Origin of the sequence: Kitasatospora sp. NPDC018058 (assembly GCF_044327205.1) — a bacterium.
In the GTDB taxonomy this organism is placed as follows: Bacteria; Actinomycetota; Actinomycetes; order Streptomycetales; family Streptomycetaceae; genus Kitasatospora.
In genome coordinates, this window is sequence record NZ_JBIRFA010000030.1 from 22629 (window position 1) to 43995 (window position 21367).

At 72.9% G+C, this 21367-nt stretch carries 19 protein-coding genes; 16 read left to right on the forward strand and 3 right to left on the reverse strand.

The features are described 5' to 3' along the window. Positions 1–228: 228 nt before the first annotated feature. Complete coding sequence (gene rpmB / locus ACH4E7_RS32375; protein ID WP_014138233.1) at positions 229–414, reverse strand: 50S ribosomal protein L28; 186 nt, start codon at positions 412–414, stop codon at positions 229–231. A 303-nt stretch (positions 415–717) separates the two neighbouring features. On the opposite strand from rpmB, the gene ACH4E7_RS32380 reads away from it, so the two are divergent. From ACH4E7_RS32380 to mutM, 10 genes are all read left to right on the forward strand, one after another. Next, positions 718–2349 (forward strand): DAK2 domain-containing protein, encoded by a 1632-nt coding sequence (locus tag ACH4E7_RS32380; protein ID WP_396252719.1) that lies wholly within the window; start codon positions 718–720, stop codon positions 2347–2349. 39 nt (positions 2350–2388) lie between these two features. Then, positions 2389–4617: an ATP-dependent DNA helicase RecG gene (gene recG, locus ACH4E7_RS32385; protein WP_396252720.1), complete on the forward strand. Its 2229-nt coding sequence runs from the start codon at positions 2389–2391 to the stop codon at positions 4615–4617. Positions 4618–4722: 105 nt separating this feature from the next. Beyond that, complete coding sequence (locus ACH4E7_RS32390) at positions 4723–5256, forward strand: hypothetical protein (RefSeq protein ID WP_396252721.1); 534 nt, start codon at positions 4723–4725, stop codon at positions 5254–5256. Between the two features lie 160 nt (positions 5257–5416). Next, positions 5417–6001: a 16S rRNA (guanine(966)-N(2))-methyltransferase RsmD gene (gene rsmD / locus ACH4E7_RS32395; RefSeq protein WP_396252722.1), complete on the forward strand. Its 585-nt coding sequence runs from the start codon at positions 5417–5419 to the stop codon at positions 5999–6001. A gap of 47 nt (positions 6002–6048) precedes the next feature. Continuing rightward, a complete protein-coding gene (gene coaD / locus ACH4E7_RS32400) occupies positions 6049–6540 on the forward strand; it encodes a pantetheine-phosphate adenylyltransferase (protein WP_396252723.1) in 492 nt (163 codons plus the stop codon). Positions 6541–6738: 198 nt separating this feature from the next. Continuing rightward, the gene (locus ACH4E7_RS32405) at positions 6739–7911 is read left to right on the forward strand and encodes a cell division initiation protein (protein WP_396252724.1); all 1173 of its coding nucleotides are present in this window, start codon (positions 6739–6741) and stop codon (positions 7909–7911) included. A 171-nt stretch (positions 7912–8082) separates the two neighbouring features. Continuing rightward, entirely contained in the window at positions 8083–8727 is a 645-nt protein-coding gene (locus tag ACH4E7_RS32410) for a YceD family protein (RefSeq protein ID WP_396252725.1), read from the forward strand. A gap of 2 nt (positions 8728–8729) precedes the next feature. After that, positions 8730–8903, forward strand: a complete 174-nt coding sequence (rpmF, locus tag ACH4E7_RS32415) for a 50S ribosomal protein L32 (RefSeq protein WP_030056747.1) — start codon at positions 8730–8732, stop codon at positions 8901–8903. Positions 8904–8923: 20 nt separating this feature from the next. Beyond that, positions 8924–9712: a ribonuclease III gene (rnc, locus tag ACH4E7_RS32420; RefSeq protein WP_396252726.1), complete on the forward strand. Its 789-nt coding sequence runs from the start codon at positions 8924–8926 to the stop codon at positions 9710–9712. Positions 9713–9766: 54 nt separating this feature from the next. Further along, complete coding sequence (gene mutM / locus ACH4E7_RS32425) at positions 9767–10645, forward strand: bifunctional DNA-formamidopyrimidine glycosylase/DNA-(apurinic or apyrimidinic site) lyase (protein WP_396252727.1); 879 nt, start codon at positions 9767–9769, stop codon at positions 10643–10645. Positions 10646–10649: 4 nt separating this feature from the next. Here mutM and ACH4E7_RS32430 read toward each other — a convergent pair whose 3' ends face one another. Further along, the gene (locus ACH4E7_RS32430; RefSeq protein WP_396252728.1) at positions 10650–11570 is read right to left on the reverse strand and encodes a hypothetical protein; all 921 of its coding nucleotides are present in this window, start codon (positions 11568–11570) and stop codon (positions 10650–10652) included. Between the two features lie 316 nt (positions 11571–11886). Between ACH4E7_RS32430 and ACH4E7_RS32435 the strand changes: the two genes are divergently transcribed. From ACH4E7_RS32435 to ftsY, 6 genes are all read left to right on the forward strand, one after another. Further along, positions 11887–13224 carry a hypothetical protein gene (locus ACH4E7_RS32435; protein ID WP_396252729.1) on the forward strand — a complete coding sequence of 446 codons (1338 nt, stop codon included), beginning with the start codon at positions 11887–11889 and terminating at the stop codon, positions 13222–13224. Between the two features lie 121 nt (positions 13225–13345). Beyond that, complete coding sequence (locus ACH4E7_RS32440) at positions 13346–13849, forward strand: winged helix-turn-helix transcriptional regulator (protein WP_396252730.1); 504 nt, start codon at positions 13346–13348, stop codon at positions 13847–13849. A 30-nt stretch (positions 13850–13879) separates the two neighbouring features. Continuing rightward, positions 13880–14179, forward strand: coding sequence for an acylphosphatase (locus ACH4E7_RS32445; protein WP_396252731.1), 300 nt, complete (start codon positions 13880–13882; stop codon positions 14177–14179). 411 nt (positions 14180–14590) lie between these two features. Next, on the forward strand, positions 14591–14794 hold the full coding sequence (locus ACH4E7_RS32450; protein ID WP_396252732.1) for a hypothetical protein: 204 nt from the start codon (positions 14591–14593) through the stop codon (positions 14792–14794). Positions 14795–14951: 157 nt separating this feature from the next. After that, positions 14952–18599, forward strand: a complete 3648-nt coding sequence (gene smc, locus ACH4E7_RS32455) for a chromosome segregation protein SMC (protein ID WP_396252733.1) — start codon at positions 14952–14954, stop codon at positions 18597–18599. 244 nt (positions 18600–18843) lie between these two features. Next, the gene (gene ftsY / locus ACH4E7_RS32460; protein ID WP_396252734.1) at positions 18844–20070 is read left to right on the forward strand and encodes a signal recognition particle-docking protein FtsY; all 1227 of its coding nucleotides are present in this window, start codon (positions 18844–18846) and stop codon (positions 20068–20070) included. A 66-nt stretch (positions 20071–20136) separates the two neighbouring features. Here ftsY and ACH4E7_RS32465 read toward each other — a convergent pair whose 3' ends face one another. Beyond that, on the reverse strand, positions 20137–20814 hold the full coding sequence (locus ACH4E7_RS32465; protein ID WP_396252735.1) for a bifunctional DNA primase/polymerase: 678 nt from the start codon (positions 20812–20814) through the stop codon (positions 20137–20139). Between the last annotated feature and the right edge of the window lie 553 nt (positions 20815–21367).

Consider the following 21367-nt stretch of genomic DNA (forward strand, 5'->3'; position numbering starts at 1 on the left):
ACCCCCGGCGCGAGCGCCGCGGGCTGCGCGGGGGGCGCGGGGAGGGGGCCGGCCGCCCCCGCGGGGCGCGGGCGCTCGCCGCCCGCCGGACACCTGTGGGGGGCGGCCCCCACGGGCCCCCCCCCACCACGGTTACGTCCGGAAAGCGTGACCGGTCCCGAAAACAGCGAAGCCGGTCCATCCGGGGATGAACCGACTCACTGGAGGACCGGCATGCCGGTCTGCGCGTCAGCGCGAGACCTTACCGGCCTTGATGCACGAGGTGCAGACGTTGAGCCGCTTCGGCGTCCGCCCAATCACAGCGCGCACCGTCTGGATGTTGGGGTTCCAACGACGGGGGGTACGGCGGTGAGAGTGGGAGATGCTGTTGCCGAAGCCCGGCCCCTTGCCGCAGACGTCGCAGTTGGCAGCCACAGGAGTCACTCCAAGACTTCAGATCAGATACTTTCGAAAACCCCACTCACCCACCGGAGCACTCACGTGAACCAGACCGGACAAGGGGGTGAGCCTGGACGGTTCCAGGCAACCGGAAGAGCATACAACGCTTGCTTCCGTCCCACGAAACTACCATGAGCGGCCGAGTGATCGCTCCGGCCGGCCGCCGGTCCGGGCGGCTCCGCCCGGCCCCCGATAACCTGCCGGTATCACCCCTTGCCGCTGCCCTGAGAGTGCCGCTGCCCGTCAGGCCATATCGGCGTCCCATCCGGAGGAGACCTGGTGCTGCACACGCTCGACGCCCCGGCCGTGCGCACCTGGTGCCAGCTCGCCCTGCGCGCGCTCGGCCAGGCCCGCGAGGAGATCGACGCGCTCAACGTCTATCCGGTCCCGGACGGCGACACCGGCACCAATCTCTACCTGACCGTCGAGTCCGCCGCCGCCGAGGTGGAGAGCCGCTTCGCCGACCCCGCCGCCGACCCGGCCCCCGGGCTGGCCGACGCGGTCCGGGCGATGGCCCGCGGCGCCCTGGTCGGCGCCCGCGGCAACTCCGGGGTGATCCTCGCCCAGTGGCTGCGCGGCACCGCCGAGACGCTCGCCGAGGGCGGCGGCGCCGAACAGCTGCGGGCCGCCCTGCAGCGGGCCGCCGACTCCGCCTACCAGGCCGTCGCGGAGCCCGTCGAGGGCACCCTGCTGACCGTCGCCCGGGTCGCCGCCCGGGAGGCCGTACGGGCCGGGGACGGGCTCGGGCAGGTCGCCGACACCGCCTACCGGGCCGCCCGGGACGCGCTGCGGCACACACCCGAGCAGCTCGCCGTGCTGGCCGAGAACGGGGTGGTGGACGCCGGCGGGCGCGGCCTGGTGGCCGTCCTCGGCGCCCTGGCCGACGCCGTCGCGGGGCAACAGCCGATGGGGCCGGTCGCGCTGCGCGGGGACATCCGGGCCGTCGAGAGCTGCGAGGTGCACGTCCGCCCGCCCGGCCCCGGGCACCCCGCCTTCGAGGTCATCTACCTGCTGGACGCACCGGACCGGTCGCTGCCCGCACTGCGCGAGCGGCTCGGCGCGCTCGGCGATTCGGTGGTGATCGGCGGCGGCGACGGCCTGTGGAACGTCCACGTCCACGTGGACGACGCGGGCGCCGCCGTGGAGGCCGGGGTCGAGGCCGGGCGCCCGCACCAGATCCGGATCACCCACTTCGCCGAGGCCGCCGCCCGCTCCGGCACCGCCGCCGAGCCCGGCGAGCGCGAGGAGCAGGCCCGCGCGGTGCTCTCCGTGGTCTCCGGTGAGGGCCTGGCCGAACTGTGCGAGCAGGCCGGCGCCGTCGCCCTGCACGCCGACCCGGACCGCCGCCCGGCCAGCGCCGAACTCGCCGACGCGGTGCGCCGCTCGGCCGCCCGCGAGGTGGTGCTGCTGCTCAACGACCCCGAACTGCGCGCCGCCGCCGGGGCCGCCGCCGACCAGCTGCGCGAGGAGGGCGTGCGGATCGCCGTCCTGCCCACCCGCTCGCCGGTGCAGGGGCTCGCGGCGCTCGCGGTGCACGAGGGCGGCCGCCGCTTCGACGAGGACGTGGTCGCCATGACCTCTGCCGCCGGGGCCACCCGGTACGCCGAACTGGCCGTCGCCGAGGGGGAGTCCTGGACCATGGCCGGGGTCTGCCAGGCCGGGGACGTGCTCGGACTGATCGACGGCGACGTCGCGGTGATCGGCGGCGGGCTGGCCGAGGTCGGCGAGAGCGTGCTGGACCGGATGCTCGGCGCGGGCGGTGAACTCGTCACCCTGATCCTCGGCGAGGGCGCCGACGACGGCCTCGCCGACCGGCTGGTCGCGCACGTGCGCCACCGGCGGCCGGAGGTGGACTCGGTGGTCTTCCACGGCGGGCAGGAGTCCACGCCCTTGCTCATCGGGGTCGAGTAGGGCCCGGTTCGTCGGTCCCGTGGTGTAAACAGGGGCCTGATGGGCGCTCTCGATGAACCACTGACCAAGCTCGTCGGCGACCGCACCGCGAAGGTGCTCGCCGACAGCCTCAAACTGCGCACGGTCGGGGACCTGCTGCACCACTATCCGCGCCGCTACGTCGAGCGCGGCCAGCTCACCAGCCTGGACGAGCTGGAGATCGACGAGCACGTCACCGTGTTGGCCCGGATCGAGAAGGTCACCCTGATCCCGTTCCGCGGCCGCAAGGGCGACCGCCTGGAGGTCGTGGTCACCGACGGCCGCAGCCGGCTCTCGCTGGTCTTCTTCAACCAGGGCTGGCGGCAGAAGGAGCTCAAGGCCGGCGCCCAGGGCCTGTTCGCGGGCAAGGTCGGCGTCTTCAACCGCACCCGCCAGCTGGTCTCACCCGACTACCAACTGCTCGACGAGGACGCCGGGTCCGACGCCGCCCGGCAGTTCGCCGGCCGGCTCATCCCGGTCTACGGCGCCAGCGCGCAGATGCCCAGCTGGAAGCTCTCGATCTGCATCGAGACCGCGCTCACCAAGCACCTCGGCGACGTCGGCGAACCGCTGCCCGCCGAACTGCGCGAGCGGCACGACCTGATCCCGCTGCCCGAGGCGCTGGAGCTGATCCACCGCCCGCGCAGCCAGGCCGACCGCGAGCGCGCCCAGAGCCGGCTGCGCTGGGACGAGGCCTTCGTCCTCCAGGTCGCCCTCGCCCAGCGCCGCGCCGCCGACTCCGCACTGCCCGCCAAGCCGCGCAAGGCCCGCGAGGGCGGCCTGCTGGACGCCTTCGACGCCCGACTGCCGTTCACCCTCACCGAGGGCCAGCGGAAGGTGTCCGCCGAGATCGCCGCCGACCTGGCGACCGAGCACCCGATGCACCGCCTGCTCCAGGGCGAGGTCGGCTCCGGGAAGACCTTGGTGGCGCTGCGCGCCATGCTCGCCGTGGTGGACGCGGGCGGCCAGGCCGTCCTGCTCGCGCCCACCGAGGTGCTGGCCCAGCAGCACCACCGCTCGATCGTCGAGATGATGGGCGACCTCGCCGAGGGCGGCATGCTCGGCGGCTCCGACCTCGGCACCCAGGTGGTGCTGCTGACCGGCTCGATGGGTGTCCCCGCCCGTCGGCAGGCGCTGCTCGACATGGCCTGCGGGGATGCCGGGATCGCCATCGGCACCCATGCGCTGATCGAGGACAAGGTCCAGTTCCAGGACCTCGGCCTGGTCGTGGTGGACGAGCAGCACCGCTTCGGCGTCGAGCAGCGGGACGCGCTGCGCGCCAAGGGCGACCAGCCGCCGCACCTGCTGGTGATGACCGCCACCCCGATCCCGCGCACCGTCGCGATGACCGTCTTCGGCGATCTCGAGACCTCCGTCCTGGACCAGCTCCCGGCCGGCCGCTCGCCGATCTCCACCCATGTCGTCCCGGCGCTGGAGAAGCCCAACTTCCTCACCCGGGCCTGGGAACGGGTCCGCGAGGAGGTCGCCAAGGGCCACCAGGCGTACGTGGTCTGCCCCCGGATCGGGGACGAGGAGCCCGCGGCGACTTCGAAGGCCGATCCGAAGAAGAAGCGCAAGGCGGCCGAGGAGGACTTCGAGGACATCGCCGACCTCGGCGCCGCGAGCGACGAACGGCGGCCCCCGCTCTCGGTGGTGGAGACGGCGGAGAAGCTCGCCAAGGGCCCGCTGAGCGGCCTTCGGGTGGAGATCCTGCACGGCCGGCTCGCCCCGGAGGCCAAGGACGAGGTGATGCGCCGGTTCGCCGCCGGGGAGGCGGACGTGCTGGTCGCCACCACGGTCATCGAGGTCGGCGTCAACGTCCCCAACTCCACCGCGATGGTCATCATGGACGCCGACCGCTTCGGCGTGTCCCAGCTCCACCAGCTGCGCGGTCGGGTCGGCCGCGGCAGCGCGGCGGGCCTGTGCCTGCTGGTCAGCGACATGCCCGGGGGCAGCGCCGCCCGGGCCCGGCTGGACGCGGTGGCCGGCACCCTGGACGGTTTCGAGCTGTCCCGGATCGACCTCGAACAGCGCCGCGAGGGCGATGTGCTGGGCCAGGCGCAGTCCGGGGTGAAGTCCTCGCTCAAGGTGCTCTCGGTGCTGGAGGACGAGGAGGTCATCCTCACCGCCCGGACCGAGGCCACCCGGCTGGTCGCCGAGGACCCGGACCTCACCGCCCACCCGGAGCTGCGCACCGCGCTCGAGAGCCTGCTCGACGAGGACCGCGCGGCCTACATGGAGAAGGGCTGAGCGGGCCCTCGGGCAGGCCGGATTGTCAGACCCCCGGGAGAGAATGAAGGTGTTCAGGGCGCACCCTCAAGGTGCGTACCTGGCACGACATTTGGGGGTCCTGCCATGGCATTCCGTCATCTCAACGAGCTCCCGCTGGGCGACAAGGTCTTCCGGATCGAACTCGCCAGCGACGACGACCGCGAGGTCACCCTCACCCTGACCGGCTGGCGCGAGGGGGCGGCCGCCGCGCCGCTCGCCTCGGGCAAGCTCCGCCTGCCGGTCGAGGACGTCGCCTCGCTGCGGATCGCGCTCAACCGCGCGCTGCGGGCGCTGGCGATCGTCGCCGACGTCTCCGAGCCCATCCCCGACCGCGACGTGCTGCGCGAGCTGTACCCCGGCCACGGCGCCCCCTGGGTGCCGCAGCACGAGGAGGAGCTGGTCCGGCGCTTCCACGACGGTGAGACCGTCGCCCGGATCGCCGCCCGCTTCGGCCGTACGCCCGACTCCGTCCGGACCAAGCTGCGCGAGCTCGGGCACGACCCGCGCCGCCCCGAGTTCTGCCCGCCCGACGGCTGCCTGTCCTGGTCCCGCTACGCCTCGCCGGCCCTGCTCGGCGCGGCGGTCCCGGCCCAGTCGGCGGGCTCCGAGGTCGGCTGACCACCCGAGTGAGCGACCGCGGCCCGGCGGGGCGCCCCGCCGGGCCGCAGCTGTCACCCGTCGGCGCGCGCCTTCGGTTCGGGGTGGGGCAGTCGGCGTGAGCGGGGAGCGATGGTCGGGATAGCGTGGTCGGGCAGCGACGAAAGGACCTTCCACCACCATGACCCGCGTGATCGCCGGGTCGGCCGGCGGCCGCCGGCTGGCCGTACCGCCCGGCCGGGGCACCCGCCCGACCTCCGACAAGGCCCGCGAGGCGATGTTCTCCACCCTGGAGGCGCTGCGTGGTCCCCTGCACGGGGCCCGGATGCTGGACCTGTTCGGCGGATCGGGCGCGGTCGGCCTGGAGGCGCTGTCGCGCGGCGCCGAGCACGTCCTGCTGGTCGAGGCGGACGGTCAGGCGGCCCGGGTGATCCGGGAGAACGTCCGCACGATCGGCCTGCCGGGCGCCGAGGTACGGGCCGCCAAGGCGGAGAAGGTGATCGTTGGACCGCCTCCGCAGACCCCCTATGACCTGGTGTTCCTCGATCCGCCGTACGCCGTGACGGACGAGGAACTGCGCGAGATGCTGATCACACTGTTGGCTGGAGGCTGGCTCGCGGACGACGCACTCGTCACCGTGGAGCGCAGCACCCGTGGCGGCGAGTTCGGCTGGCCCGAGGGCTTCGAGGTGCTGCGCTCGCGCCGCTACGGCGAGGGCACGCTCTGGTACGGTCGCGCCGCCGCCGAGGCCAGCGATCACGAGTAGCGGGCCGCGGCCCGCAGCAGCCGTCACCCCACGAGGGAGCACATGCCATGCGTCGAGCCGTCTGTCCCGGTTCGTTCGACCCGATCCACAACGGCCACCTCGACATCATCGAGCGCGCCTCGAAGCTGTACGACGTGGTGCATGTCGCGGTCCTGGTGAACCCGAACAAGCAGGGCATGTTCAGCATCGAGGAGCGGATCGGCCTGATCGAGGAGGTCGCCGCGGACTTCGGGAACGTGGTGGTCGAGTCGCACCAGGGCCTGCTGGTGGACTACTGCCGGGAGCGCGGCATCCCGGCGATCATCAAGGGCCTGCGCGCGGTCAGCGACTTCGACTACGAACTGCAGATGGCGCACATGAACCACGGCCTGACCGGCGTGGAGACGCTGTTCCTGCCGACCTCGCCGACGTACAGCTTCCTCTCCTCGACGCTGGTCAAGGAGGTCGCCTCGTACGGCGGCGACGTCTCGCACCTGCTGCCGGAGACGGTGCACCGCCGGCTGGTCGAGCGGATCGCGGAGCGCAAGGCCGAGCAGTAGTCGAGCAGCGTTCGACCATCTGCCGGTTCCTGCCGGTTCGTCACGTCATGTCCGTTTCCTCGGAGACCGGTTCGGTTCGGGCGTTGTGAGCTCGCCGCGCGAGGGCCGTACAGTCTGTATTCCTGCCCTGCGGTGAGGTGCACCGCGCCGGGCCTGCCTCCGCCGGACCGTCGGCGGCACACGGAAAGACGAAGCCCCGTGGACGTGCAGAACAAGGTCGACGAGATCGTGGCGGCGGTCGAGAACGCCCGCTCGATGCCGATGTCGGCCTCCTGCGTGGTGAACCGGGCCGAGCTGATCGGCCTGCTCAACGACCTCAAGGCGGCCCTGCCGGCCGAACTCGCCCAGGCGCAGTCGGTGATGGCCGACCACGAGCAGGTGGTGGCCGACGCCCAGGCCGAGGCGGACCGGATCATCCAGGGCGCGCACGCCGAGCGCGGCTCGCTGATCTCGGACACCGAGGTGGTCCGCCGGGCCCAGGCCGAGGCGGACCGGATCCTCGCCGAGGCCCGTTCCGACGTCGAGACCAAGCGGGCCGAGGCCGACGACTACGTGGACAGCAAGCTCGCCAACTTCGAGGTCGTGCTGACCAAGACGCTCGGCGCGGTCGGCCGCGGCCGGACCAAGCTGCGCGGCGACTCCGGCGTCTTCGAGACCGAGCACGACGGCGAGGCCGACGGCGAGGAGTTCAAGCCGCAGCGGATCAGCCCGAGCCCCGAGGTCGACGAGTACGTCGATGTGAAGCTCGCCACGCTGGAGAACGTGCTCGGCGCCACCCTGGAAGCGGTCGGCAAGGGGCGCGACAAGCTGCTCGGCAAGCGGCCGATCGACGAGCTGGGCGCCTACCTGGCCGCCGCCGACGAGGCGCAGCAGGCCAAGGAGCGGGCCGAGGCGGTGGCCGCCGGCTTCGCCGGGGACGCCGACGGCGACGACATCGCCTGGTACCGCGAGGACGTCCCGCAGCAGCAGGCCTGGCCCGAGCAGACCCCGGCCGCGGCCGACTGGCAGGCCCCCGGCACCGACCAGTACGCGGCCGCCCAGCAGCAGGGCGGACAGTACGCCGAGGTGTACGGCGGCGGCTTCGACCCGGCCGGCCACCAGGGCGACCCGTACAACACCCAGTGGGGCCACCAGCAGCAGGGCGGCTACCCGCAGCAGCAGGGCTACCCGGACCAGCAGCAGGGCGCCGGCTACGGCTATCCACAGCAGCAGGACGGCTACGCGGCCCAGCCGTACGACGGCTACAACTACCCGCAGCAGCCCGCCCTGCCCCCGGCCGTGCCGCACCAGCAGCAGAGCCTGGACGAGACCAGCTTCTTCGATACCAGCATGATCGACATGACCCGACTGCGGGAGCTCGGCGGCCGCTGAGCCGGCCCCGGTGGGGCTGCCGGGAGTCTCCTGACGGGACCGAAGTTGGGCCTGGCGGGAGACTCCGGTAGTCTGACCACTCCGGCATCCCCATGTCCGGCCGTCGGCTTGCCCTCGCAACGTCGACTTGTATGGGGACGCAGCGTTGATTCCTATGGAAGTCAGGACACCTTGAACCGCCTCGACCACCGCGACCCCCTCGTGTTCGACACGCACGAGCTGGGCCGTCGTCCGGGCGCCATGCGCAAGGTGAGCCGGACCCTGGAGGCCCCCGAGGGCTTCGGGATCATCGACGTGGTCGGCGTCCCGGAGAAGAGCCCGATCGAGCTGGAGCTCCGCCTGGAGTCCGTGGTCGAGGGCGTGCTGGTCACCGGCACCGCCGACGCCCACGTCGAGGGCGAGTGCGTCCGGTGCCTGGAGCCCGTCGACTTCGACATCGACGTGGACTTCCAGGAGCTGTACTACTACCCGGAGTCCGACGAGCGCCACCGCGCCCGGACCACCGGGACCGAGGACCTCGACGAGGACTCGGAAGAAGAGACTTACCGCCTGGAGGGCGACTTCTTCGACCTCCAGCCGGTGCTGCGTGACGCGGTGGTGCTCGCACTGCCGCTGCAGCCGGTGTGCCAGGAAGACTGCCTGGGCCTGTGCTCCGAGTGCGGAGCGCGCCTGAGCGACGACCCGACGCACCACCACGACGCCGCCGACCCCCGGTGGGCGGCTCTGCAGGGACTCTCCGCCGCCCCCGGCGACGAGGGTGACGGAATCAAGAACAGCGACACCCGTGAGGGTCTCGCCGAGAACCAGGAGAAGTAGCCGTGGCTGTTCCGAAGCGGAAGATGTCGCGCAGCAACACGCGCCACCGCCGGTCCAACTGGAAGGCCGTCGTTCCGGCCCTCGTGGCGTGCGACCGCTGCCACGAGCCGAAGCTGGGCCACATCGCGTGCCCGAGCTGCGGCACGTACAACCGTCGCCAGGTCCTCTCGGTCTGATCGGCGGGGTGTACGGATCGATGTCGGACGGTAACTCCACCCGCAAGGCGTCCTCTGCCTCGAAGGGTTCTTCGGGCAGCGGCAAGGCCGGCGGGCCGGCTTCGACCGAATACGACGTCCTGGAAGGGCGCCTCGGGTACACGCTTGAGCGCGCCCTTCTGGTACGTGCCCTGACCCACCGCTCGTACGCGTACGAGAACGGGGGTCTGCCCACCAACGAGCGCCTGGAGTTCCTCGGCGACTCGGTGCTGGGCCTGGTGGTGACCGACACCCTCTACCGCGTCCACCCGGACGTCCCGGAGGGCACGCTCGCCAAGCTGCGCGCCGCGGTGGTCAACTCCCGCGCGCTCGCGGACGTCGGCCGGGGTCTGGACCTCGGCGCGTTCATCCGGCTCGGCAAGGGCGAGGAGGGCACCGGCGGCCGCGACAAGTCGTCGATCCTCGCCGACACCGTCGAGGCCGTGATCGGAGCCGTCTACCTGGACCGCGGTCTGGAGGCGGCCACCGAGTTCGTCCACCGGCTGTTCGACCCGCTGATCGAGGAGTCCTCTCAGCTGGGAGCCGGCCTGGACTGGAAGACCAGCCTCCAGGAGCTCACCGCCTCGGTGGGCATCGGGGTGCCCGAGTACGTGGTCATGGAGTCCGGCCCGGACCACGAGAAGACCTTCACCGCGGCGGCCCGGGTGGCCGGCGAGGACTTCGGCAGCGGCGTCGGCCGCTCGAAGAAGGAAGCCGAGCAGAAGGCCGCCGAGAGCGCCTGGCGCGCGATCAAGGAGAAGTACGCCGACCGGCTGCCCGCCGGCACGTGACGTGGAAGTAGCCTTCACTCCTGCCGATCCCTTCTCCGCAGGAGGCCTGTTCCCGTGCCCGAACTTCCCGAGGTCGAGGTCGTCCGCCGTGGTCTGGCGAACTGGGTCGCCGGGCGGACCGTCGCCGACGTCCAGGTGCTGCACCCGCGCGCGGTGCGCCGCCAGCCGGCCGGCGCGGCCGACTTCACGGCGCGGCTGACCGGCACCACCCTCGGCACCGCCCAGCGGCGCGGCAAGTACCTCTGGCTGCCGCTGACCGGCACGGGGGCGGGTTTCTCACTGATCGGCCACCTCGGGATGAGCGGCCAGCTGCTCGTCCAGGACCCGTCCACGCCGGACGAGACCCATCTGCGGGTCCGGCTGCGCTTCACCGACGGCGGGCGCGAGCTGCGCTTCGTCGACCAGCGGACCTTCGGCGGCCTGGCGGTCGAGGAGGCCGAGGAGGGCGACCCGGAGGGCACACCGCTCTCCATCGCGCACATCGCCCGGGACCCGCTCGACCGGCGCTTCGACGACGAGGCCTTCACGGCCGCGCTGCGGGCCAAGCGCACCACGGTCAAGCGGGCGCTGCTGGACCAGACCCTGATCAGCGGTGTCGGCAACATCTACGCCGACGAGGCGCTGTGGCGCTCCAAGCTGCACTACGACCGCCCGACCGCGACGCTCACCCGCCCGCAGGCCGCCCTGCTGCTGGCCAACGCCCGGGACGTGATGACCGCGGCGCTCGCCGTCGGCGGCACCAGCTTCGACAGCCTGTACGTCAACGTGAACGGCGAGAGCGGCTACTTCTCCCGGGACCTCGACGCCTACGGCCGCGAGCAGGAGCCCTGCCGCCGCTGCGGCACCCCGATCCGGCGGGCCGCCTGGATGAACCGCTCGAGCTACTTCTGCCCCCGCTGCCAGCGCGTGCCGCGGACCCGCAGCGGGGACTGAGCCGCTACCGCTTGGCGAGTTCCGGCTGGTCGGCGGACTCTTCGGCCGGGGCGCCGTGGGTGTCCTGGCCGAAGTAGGCGACGCCGACCGCGGAGACCACCGCGAGCAGGAAGCCGATCACGCCGAGCCAGCCCAGGCCGGCCTTGGAGGAGTCGCCGAGCCAGAGCACGCCGACCGCGCCGGGCAGCACCGTCTCGCCGACCACCAGCGCGGCCGTCGCGCCGTTCACCGAGCCGATCTGCAGCGCCACGGTGTGCACGTACATGCCGCCGAGGCCGCCGATCAGGATCGCGTACAGCGCCGGGTCGGAGAGCAGCCGGCCGAGGTCGAACGGGTCGAGGCCGTTGAGGATGCGCACGCCGATGCCCAGGGCGCCGAAGCCGAGGCCGGAGAGCAGACCGGCGACGATCGCGCCCTTGGAGCCCATCCGGCGCACCAGCAGGCCGCCGCCGACCAGCAGCACGGTGGTGATGATCAGCAGCCACCAGTGGAAGGACATCTCCGCGTGGTGGCCGCCCTCCGGGCCGGCCGAGACGGCCAGCAGCACCAGCGCCGAACAGAGCACGCCGATCGAGACCCACTCAAGCTGCTTGAGCCGGAGGCCCAGCAGCTTGATGCTCAGCACCGCGGTGATCACCAGGTTGGCGCTGATGATGGTCTGGGAGAGGAACAGCGGCAGCAGCCGCGCGGCCAGCGCGCCCAGCCCGAAGCCGATCAGGTCGAGCACCGTGCCGGTGATGAACTCCCAGGTGACGGCGGCCTTCGCGGTGGAGGACAGGCTCGGTCCGCCGTGCTCGGTGGTCGCGGTGGTGGCGCCGTTGGCCTCCTCCTCCCGGGCGGAACGGCGGGATCCGACGGCCTGCAGGACCGAGCCGGTGCCGTAGCAGGCGGATGCCGCCACGGCCGTGACGAGGCCGATGATCACCGAGCGCTCCGATCGGGAGTTGGTTCAAGAACAGGTCATGGGACCAGCGGTCCGGGACCACTATGCCCGCTCGCGCGGTACGGTCGGCACGCCCCCTCGGGCCTTCGCGGACCGCCCCCGCGACCGCCCCGGGCCTGCCGGGACGGACGTCCGGGCGCTTCGTGCGGTTCCCACGCCCCACCCCTCTCAGGGGTGACTGGGGGACATGTCATCCGCGAGAAGGGGAAGCGCCCCGGCGGACGGCGGGGAATTTCGTCATAACCAGTATGCGAAGGGTATGCCGTGCTCTGCCGCCGGTCACGGTAGCGTCGGGGGCATGAGAACCCTTGCACGACGTTCCCGGGGCACCGGGCCGCTTGCCCTGGTGGCGGCGCTGCTCGGGCTGCTGCTCTTGTTCGCGCCGGCGGCCTCGGCCGCCGGCGGGCTGAGTGACGCCGCGGCCAGCCTGAAGAAGGGGCAGGTCTACGTCGCTCCGCAGATGCTGGACCGCTTCAGCCAGGCCCAGGCGGACGCCCTGACCAAGAAGATCGAGAAGGCCGACAAGCCGATCTTCATCGCGGTCGTCCCCGACGCCGCCAACAAGGACACCGTCCTGACGGACCTGCGCACCCTGGTGGGCATCGACGGCGTCTACGGCGTCTGGCGGGGCACCGGCGGCTTCATGGCCCGCTCCGACCGCGGCGCGATGGGCGCCGGCGTCGCGGACCGGATCGGGGGCGCCGTCGCCCGCGCCGACAAGGGTGACATCAACGCCACCCTGAACGACTTCGTCGACCAGGCCGCCCCGCAGACCAAGGGCACCGGGGTCAACCACAGCACCTCGATCGCCTGGGTGATCATCCCGGTGGTGCTGGTGGCACTGGCCGGCGCCGGCGTCTTCTTCCTCTTCCGCCGCGCCAAGAAGCGCAAGGAGGAGAAGGCCCGTGCCGAGCTGGAGCAGCTGCGCCGCGTCGTCGACGAGGACATCACCGCCTTCGGCACCGAGCTGGAGCGGCTCGACTTCAACCCGCGTGCGGCGGACGCCGACGACGCCCAGCGCGCCGACTACAGCAGCGCGCTGGACTCGTACGAGAAGTCCAAGCGGCTGATGGACGAGGCCAAGAAGCCCGAGGACGTCAAGCAGGTCACCGAGGCGATCGAGGACGGCCGGTTCCAGCTGGCCACCCTGGCCGCCCGGCGGGAGAAGCGTCCGCTGCCCGAGCGTCGTCCCCCGTGCTTCATGGACCCGCGGCACGGCCCGTCCGTCAAGGACGTCGACTGGGCCCCGGCCGGCGGCGCCGCCCGCTCCGTCCCGGTCTGCCAGGCCGACGCCGACCGGGTCGCGGCCGGTCTCGACCCGGCGGTCCGCACCGTCGACACCGAGTACGGCCCGCAGCCGTACTGGAACGCCGGCCCGGCCTACGCGCCGTACGCGGGCGGGTACTACAGCGGCTTCGGCGGCGGCCTGCTGCCGGGCCTGCTGGTCGGCACCGCGCTCGGCTCGATGATGAGCGAGCCGGCCTACGCCGCGGCGCCGATGATGGAGAGCCACCACGGCTACCAGGACCAGTACGAGGGCGGCGACTACACCGGGGCCGACTTCAACGCCGCGGACTTCAGCGGCAGCGACTGGAGCGGTGGCGGCGACTTCGGTGGCGGTGGCGACGACTGGTGATCCGCTGATCCGAGCCCGACCCCACGGCCCCGCCGGTTCTTCCGGCGGGGCCGTTCGCCGTCCTCGGGCGGGGCCGAGTGACGCGGTTTGAGAAGCCAACCCGGTGTGGCACGCTGGCACCGTGACCTCCGACACCCCGCCCGCCCGCACCCCCGCCGCCGTTCCCGGCCGACCGTGCTCGATGGCGGCCGCGCTGCAGGTGGTGGGCGAGAAGTGGGCGCTGCTGGCGGTGCGAGAGCTGTTCTACGGCAACCACCGCTTCGACCGGATCGCCCGCAACACCGGCGCCCCGCGCGACCGGCTGACCGCGCGGCTGCGGGCCCTGGAGGAGGCCGGGGTGGTCGAGCGCCGCGCGTACAGCGAGCGGCCGCTCCGCTACGAGTACCACCTCACCGAGGCCGGCCGGGACCTCGCCCCGCTCGCACACGCGCTGCGCACGTGGGGCGACCGCTGGCTGGTGCCGGACTCCCCGGTGACCTTCGCGCACGAACCCGAGGGGCACGAGCCGCACCCCTTCGACCCGGCCTGGGTCTGCCGCACCTGCGGCCGGGAGGCCCGCCGCGGCGAGCTGCACGCCGAGGTGCACACCCCGGGTTGGACGGTCGAGGGCCCCGTGGAGCTGTGACCGGCCGCGGCGAACGTTAAGGTCGGGGGCATGCACGGTCGCGACGCCCACAGTGATGAACCGGTTCGGGTGACCGCCTGGGTCCGGGGGAAGGTCCAGGAGGTCGGCTTCCGCTGGTGGGCCAGGGCGCGGGCGCTGGAGATCGGTCTGACCGGCTACGCCGGCAACCTCGGCGACGGTCGGGTGCAGGTGGTGGCCGAGGGTCTGGCCGCCGACTGCGAGCAGTTGCTGGCCCTGCTGCGCGGCCCCGACACGCCCGGCGCGGTGAGCGGCGTGACCGAGATCTGGACCGCCGTCGGCGCAGGTTACGACGGTTTCGAGATCCGCTGAGCCGCTGTTTTCCGGCCCGACACCGTCGCGTCCCGGAAATGATCGGCAACCGCCGGTGTCATACGGTTGCCATTCGGGCAGACTCGTGGTTGACTCCGCATCGAACGATGATCCACGAGCACGTGGTGGACCCGGGCCCGAGACCCCCAGGCGTGACGACACCGCCGGGCAGGTGACAGGGGCGCGGTAGCGTGCGGTGATCGTGTTGACCCGTACCGTCTTTGGTGAGACGCTTGAAGCCCGCGCACACGATCGCGTTTCCCGGCAGGCGTATGCCGTCGTGAGCCCAGCTCACGATGGTTGTGCCGTAGTGCCCAGCCAGCACTTCCGGAGCGCGCCGCGCGTGCGTCCCCCTTCCCCCTAGACCTGTACCGTTCCGGTTCGGTCACTCAGCGTGGAGGACCATTCATCATGGCAAAGGCGCTTCTCGGGTACGTCGGCGGCCCCGACCCGCGAATGCTCTCCGAGATGCGACGGCTTCAGCAGCGCGTCCAGGACCTTGAAGCCGAGCTCCTTCGGATGCAGGCTGAGAACGACGCTCTCACCGCTGTCGCTAGTGAGCACTCGCTGCTCAACAGCATTGATCTGGACCAGCGGGAGCCGGCTCTCACCTGAGCCCCGCCCCGGTCCTCACAGATCGACGCCGCTGTGCACTGAGCCGCCCCGAAAGGGACGCAGCTTTGCAAGGGACGCCCGGATGTGGCGTCCCTTCGTCGTGTCGGACTCCGGATACAGTCGGTCCCCGTCGTGAGTGATTGAGGAGACCGGCCGCGTGCACCTGAAGAGTCTGACGCTGCGCGGATTCAAGTCCTTCGCCTCCAGCACCACCCTGCGCTTCGAGCCGGGCATCACCTGTGTCGTCGGCCCGAACGGCTCCGGCAAGTCGAACGTGGTCGACGCACTGTCCTGGGTGATGGGCGAGCAGGGGGCCAAGTCGCTGCGCGGCGGCAAGATGGAGGACGTCATCTTCGCCGGGACCAGCGGGCGCGCCCCGCTCGGCCGCGCCGAGGTCAGCCTCACCATCGACAACGGCGACGGCGCCCTGCCGATCGACTACTCCGAGGTGACGATCACCCGGACCATGTTCCGCAACGGCGGCAGCGAGTACGCCCTCAACGGCGAGACCTGCCGCCTGCTGGACATCCAGGAGCTGCTCTCCGACTCCGGCATCGGCCGCGAGATGCACGTCATCGTCGGGCAGGGCCAGCTCGACTCCGTGCTGCACGCGGACCCGATGGGCCGACGCGCCTTCATCGAGGAGGCGGCCGGCGTCCTCAAGCACCGCAAGCGCAAGGAGAAGGCGCTGCGGAAACTGGACGCGATGCAGGCCAACCTCAACCGGGTCCAGGACCTGGTGGCCGAACTGCGCCGCCAGCTCGGACCGCTCGGCCGCCAGGCCAGGATCGCCCGCCGCGCCGCCGGCATCCAGGCCGACCTGCGCGACGCCCGGCTGCGGCTGCTCGCCGACGACCTGCTCACCCTGCGCCGGGCCGTCGAGGCCGAGGTCGCCGACGAACTGGCGCTGCGGCTGCGCCGGACCACCGTCGAACAGGAGCTGGCCCGCGCGGTGCAGCGCGAACGGGTCCTGGAGGCGCAGGTCCAGCAGCTCGGCCCGAGCCTGGAGACCGCCCGGCATGCCTGGTACCGGATCTCCGCGCTCGCCGAGCGCACCCGCGGCACGATCGGACTGGCCGAGGCCCGGGCCCGGCACGCCGCCGCCGGGGGACAGAGCGAGGAGCGGCGCGGCCGCGACCCCGAGGAACTGGAGCGGGAGGCCGAGCGGGTCCGCGAGGAGGAGGCCGCCCTCGTCGAGGCGCTGGAGGAGGCCCAGTACGCGCTGGCCGAGGCGGTCGAGCGCAAGGACGGGCTGGAACGCGGGCTGGCCGCCGAGGAGCGCCGGCTGCGGGACGCCGCCCGGGCCATCGCGGACCGCCGGGAAGGCCTCGCCCGACTGCAGGGGCAGGCCGCCGCAGCCCGCTCCAAGGCGGCCTCGGCCGAGGCCGAGATCGGCCGGCTCACCGAAGCCCGGGACGAGGCGCTGCTGCGCGCCGAGGCCGCCCAGGGCGAACTGGACGAGCTCCAGCAGCAGGTGGACGGTCTGACCGGGGACGACGAGCAGGCCGAGGCCGGGCACCGGGCGGCCCGGGAGCGGCTGGCCGCCGTGGAACGGGAGCTGGCCGCCGCCCGGGAGGCGGCCGGGGCCGCCGAGCGCGAACGGGCCGCACTCACCGCGCGGCACGAGGCGCTCTCACTCGGACTGCGCCGCAAGGACGGCACCGGTGCGCTGCTGGACGCGGGGGAGCGGCTGACCGGGCTGCTCGGCCCGGCGGCCGCGCTGCTGCGGATCGAGGCCGGGTACGAGGTGCCGGTCGCCGCGGCGCTCGGAGCGGCGGCCGACGCGGTGGCCGTGGACTCGCCGACCGCCGCAGTCGGGGCGTTGCGGCTGCTGCGCGAGCAGGACGCCGGGCGGGCCGCGCTGTTGATCGCCGGCGCTCCGGAAGTTCCGTATGCGGACGGGCGTTCGCCGGGTGGGCAGTTGCCGGAAGGGCAGTTGCCGGAAGGGGCCCGCTGGGCAGCCGAACTGGTGGACGGCCCGGCCGAGTTGCTCGCCGCCGTCCGGAGCCTGCTGGCCGGGGTGGCGGTGGTCGCCGACCTGGACCGGGCGCTGCGACTGGTCGCCGACCGCCCCGGGCTGACCGCCGTCACCGCCGACGGGGACCGGCTGGGCGCCGGCTTCGCACAGGGCGGCTCCGGCGGCGCGCCGAGCCTGCTGGAGACTCAGGCGGCGGTGGACGAGGCGGGGCGGGCGATCGGGGAACTCACCCTGCGCTGCGCCGAGTCGGCCGAGCGGCTGACCGAACTCGCCGAGCTGCGCCGGGAGTCGGCCGCCGAGGTGGAGCAACTCGCCGAGCTGCGGCGGCAGGCGGAGAAGGAGCGGGCTCAGGTGGCCGGTGCGCTCGGCCGCCTCGGCGGGCAGGCCCGCGCCGCCGTCGGGGAGGCCGAGCGGCTGTCGGCCGCCGCCGCCCGGGCCGAACAGGGCCTGGCCGAACTGCTGCTCACCGCCGAGGAACTGGCCGAACGACTGGCCGTGGCCGAGGAGTCGGCGGACGCGGGGGAGGACGAGCCGGACCCCGCCGAGCAGCAGCGGTTGGCCGAGGCCACCTCGGCCGCCCGGCAGGCCGAGCTGGAGGCCCGGCTCGCCGTGCGCACCCACGAGGAGCGGGTCCGCGCCCTGGCCGGCCGGGCCGACCAGCTGGACCGCGCCGCCCGCGCCGAGCGGGAGGCGCGCGCCCGGGCCGCCGAACGCCGTCGGCGCGCCGAGCACGACGCCGGGGTGGCGAAGGCCGTCGCGGCGGGCGCCCGGCAGTTGCTGGCCTGCCTGGAGGTGTCGCTGGCCCGCGCCGACGCCGGGCGCGCGGCGGTCGAACAGGCGCGCGCCGAGCGCGAGAACGAACTGCGCGAACACCGCGAGCACGGCCGGGGCCTCAAGGAGGAGCTGGACAAGCTGGTCGACGCCGGGCACCGGGACGAGGTGCTGCGGGCCGAGAAGCGGCTGCGGATCGAGCAGCTGGAGGCCCGTGCGCTGGAGGAGTTCGGCATCGACGGGGGCGAGCTGCTCGCCTCGTACGGGCCGGACCAGCCCGTCCCGCCGTCGCCCGCGGCGTCAGCCGCTGATGTCATGGCTGAGGAGGGGAAGGAGCCGGGGGAGCCGTACCCGTACGTCCGGGCCGAGCAGGAGAAGCGGTTGAGGACCGCCGAGAAGGCCTACCAGCAGCTCGGCAAGGTCAACCCGCTGGCGTTGGAGGAGTTCGCCGCGCTGGAGGAGCGCCACCAGTTCCTCGGCGAGCAGCTGGACGACCTCAAGCGCAGCCGGCGCGACCTGCTGGACATCGTCCGGGACGTGGACCAGCGGGTCGAGCAGCTGTTCACCTCGGCGTACCACGACACCGCCGCCCAGTTCGAGGGCGTCTTCGCCCGGCTCTTCCCGGGCGGCGAGGGGCGGCTCGTCCTGACCGACCCGGACAACATGCTCACCACCGGGGTCGAGGTGGAGGCCCGCCCGCCGGGCAAGAAGGTCAAGCGGCTGTCGCTGCTGTCCGGCGGCGAGCGCTCGCTGACCGCGGTGGCGCTGTTGGTGGCGATCTTCAAGGCCCGGCCCAGCCCGTTCTACGTGATGGACGAGGTGGAGGCGGCGCTGGACGAGACCAACCTGCGCCGGCTGATCGGGATCATGGAGGAGCTGCGGGAGAGCTCCCAGCTGATCGTGATCACCCACCAGAAGCTGACCATGGAGTCCGCCGACGCCCTGTACGGCGTGACCATGAAGGGCGACGGGATCTCCCAGGTGATCAGCCAGCGGCTGCGGGAGGAGCACCGGGAGCGGAAGCCTCGCGGTGCCGTCCCGGAGCCGACGGGTTGAGACCCGCCGGCCGATGTCGGGCACATGCCCGCCCGCGACCCCCGATCACGGATACTGGGGGACGTTGTGATTCCTCCCCCTCAGGTGTGAGGGGGCTTCTCACTCAGTCGTCTGACGACCTTGTGACGGCCAAGCCCTGACCGGTGCCGGACGGGACAGCGGCCAGCGTAAGGGAGGCGGCAGCGCTTCGTGCGTCGAAAGCCGAAGGGTCATTCTGTCGTGGGAACAAACGAAGGAAACTGATGTGGAATACGTGATCCTTGCCGTAGTCATCGCCGTGATCGCCGTTTGCGCGATCGCGGGCCTCGTCGTTTCCGGCAGACGACGCCAGCAGCTGCCCCCGAAGTCGCAGGCGCCGGTCATCACGGCGCCGAAGACCACCCCGCAGGAGCCCCAGGTCGGCGAGGAGGCCGCGCCGCCGACCGAGGAGCCCCGCCGCACCGTCGAGGAGGTGGAACTCCCGGAGGCCCCCGAGGCCCCCGAGGTCCCCGAGACCGTCGAGGTCGAGGCCGCCGAGGCCGAGGCGGTGCCCGCCGTCGAGGTCCCCGAGCCCACCGCCGGCCGGCTGGTCCGGCTGCGCTCCCGGCTCTCCCGCTCGCAGAACTCGATCGGCAAGGGCCTGCTCTCGCTGCTCTCCCGCGAGCACCTGGACGAGGACACCTGGGAGGAGATCGAGGACACCCTGCTCACCGCCGACGTCGGCGTCGCGCCGACCCAGGAGCTGGTCGAGCGGCTGCGCACCCGGGTGAAGGTGCTCGGCACCCGGACGCCCGAGGAACTGCGCGCGCTGCTGCGCGAGGAGCTGGTCGGGCTGATCGGCGAGGACGCCGACCGCACCGTCCACTCCGTCAAGCACGAGGAGGGCCCGGCCGTGGTCCTGGTCGTCGGCGTCAACGGCGTCGGCAAGACCACCACCACCGGCAAGCTGGCCCGCGTCCTGGTCGCCGACGGCCGCAGGGTGGTGCTCGGCGCCGCCGACACCTTCCGTGCCGCCGCCGCCGACCAGCTGCAGACCTGGGGCGAGCGGGTCGGTGCGCGCACCGTGCGCGGCCCGGAGGGCGGGGACCCGGCCTCGATCGCCTTCGACGCGGTCAAGGAGGGCATCGCCGAGGGCGTGGACACCGTGCTGATCGACACCGCCGGCCGACTGCACACCAAGACCGGCCTGATGGACGAGCTGGGCAAGGTCAAGCGGGTCGTCGAGAAGCACGGCCCGGTGGACGAGGTGCTGCTGGTGCTGGACGCCACCACCGGACAGAACGGCCTGATCCAGGCCCGGGTGTTCGCCGAGGTGGTGGACATCACCGGCATCGTGCTGACCAAGCTGGACGGCACCGCCAAGGGTGGCATCGTGGTCGCGGTGCAGCGCGAGCTGGGTGTGCCGGTCAAGCTGATCGGTCTGGGCGAGGGCGCGGACGACCTGGCGCCGTTCGAGCCGGGTGCGTTCGTGGACGCGCTGATCGGGGACTGACCGGGGCTCCCCGTCGAACGAAGGGTCCGCTCCTCCGGGGGCGGGCCCTTTCGCGTGCCCGCTCTCCTACGAGGCGATCCAGGCGGGCTCGGCGGTGCGCTCGCGGCTGCGGTGGCAGGCGTAGGCGAGGGTGCCGAGCAGCAGCCGGGCCTCGGGCGGGCAGCCGGCGTTGTCGCGGGTGGGGCGGCGCAGCCAGCGGACCGGGCCGAGCCCGCCGAGGACGGTGGGCGGGGCGGCGACGTAGCCGCCCTCGCCGTGGCAGGCCAGGTCGAGCGCGGCGTCGTCCCAGCCCATCCGGTACAGCAGGTCGGGCAGTCGGCGGGCGGTGCCGGCGGCGACCAGGAACTGCAGCCGGCCGGTGGGCGGGGCGAGCACCGGGCCGACCTGGGTGCCCATCCGCTCCAGCCGGACCAGCGCCTGCAGGCCGGCCTGCTCGGGGACGTCCAGGACGTCGAAGGCGCGGCCGGTGGGGAACAGTACGGAGTCCTCGGCGCCGGCGGAGCGGGCCCGCCGCTCGGCGCCCGGCACGGGGTGCAGGCCGGGTGCGGCGCAGCGGGGGGTCCCGCAGGGACAGCGGGTCGGGGCGGTGGCGGAGCCGGCCGGGTCGCCGGTGGCGACCGTCCAGCCCCAGCGGCCGGTGTACTCCGCGGCGGCCTGGGACGCGGTGACCTTGGTGCGGCGGCGCGCGCCCAGCGGTGCCAGCCGCAGGTGCCCCAGTCGAAGTTCGCCGAACAGGTTGTCCATGCCTCCCCCAACAGGTTCTCGTTGCCGATGGTTACGGGATGGTGACTGTGTGTTGATTGTCCGTTGCGTGGTGCGTTGTGCGGTGGCGGCGCGCGGCGCTTGGCGCGCGCCTGTTGCAGTGGTGCGCCTCGGGCGCCGCCTTGTGGGGGCGGCGTCGATGCCGGATCGTCGTGTGCGCGAGGCTGCTGCTGTCCCGAGTGGGCGGCGAGCTCGCCTGTGACTGCGGTGGACTGCGGGGTCTGCCGGGCCTTCCGGGGTTGGCCGGGGGACTTGGCGGCTCGCATATGCCGGACCGTCGGGACTATCCAGTGAAGCGTGTGCCCCTTGACTTCGGTTCACTCCTGGGGGTGGCGAAAGGTGGCGTTTCGCCAGAGCCGCTCCCACGGGTACCTCGCGGGGCACTACGTTCGGCACACGGACGTCGTCGAGGAGCCTGCTCCGGGCCGCCGGAGAACGGGAGTTGGGGATCTGACGCACCGCCCGGAACGATGGCACACCAGTACGACGAGGCGGTACCGCAACACCTCAGGCACGGCACGTCTGGCAAGAGCCC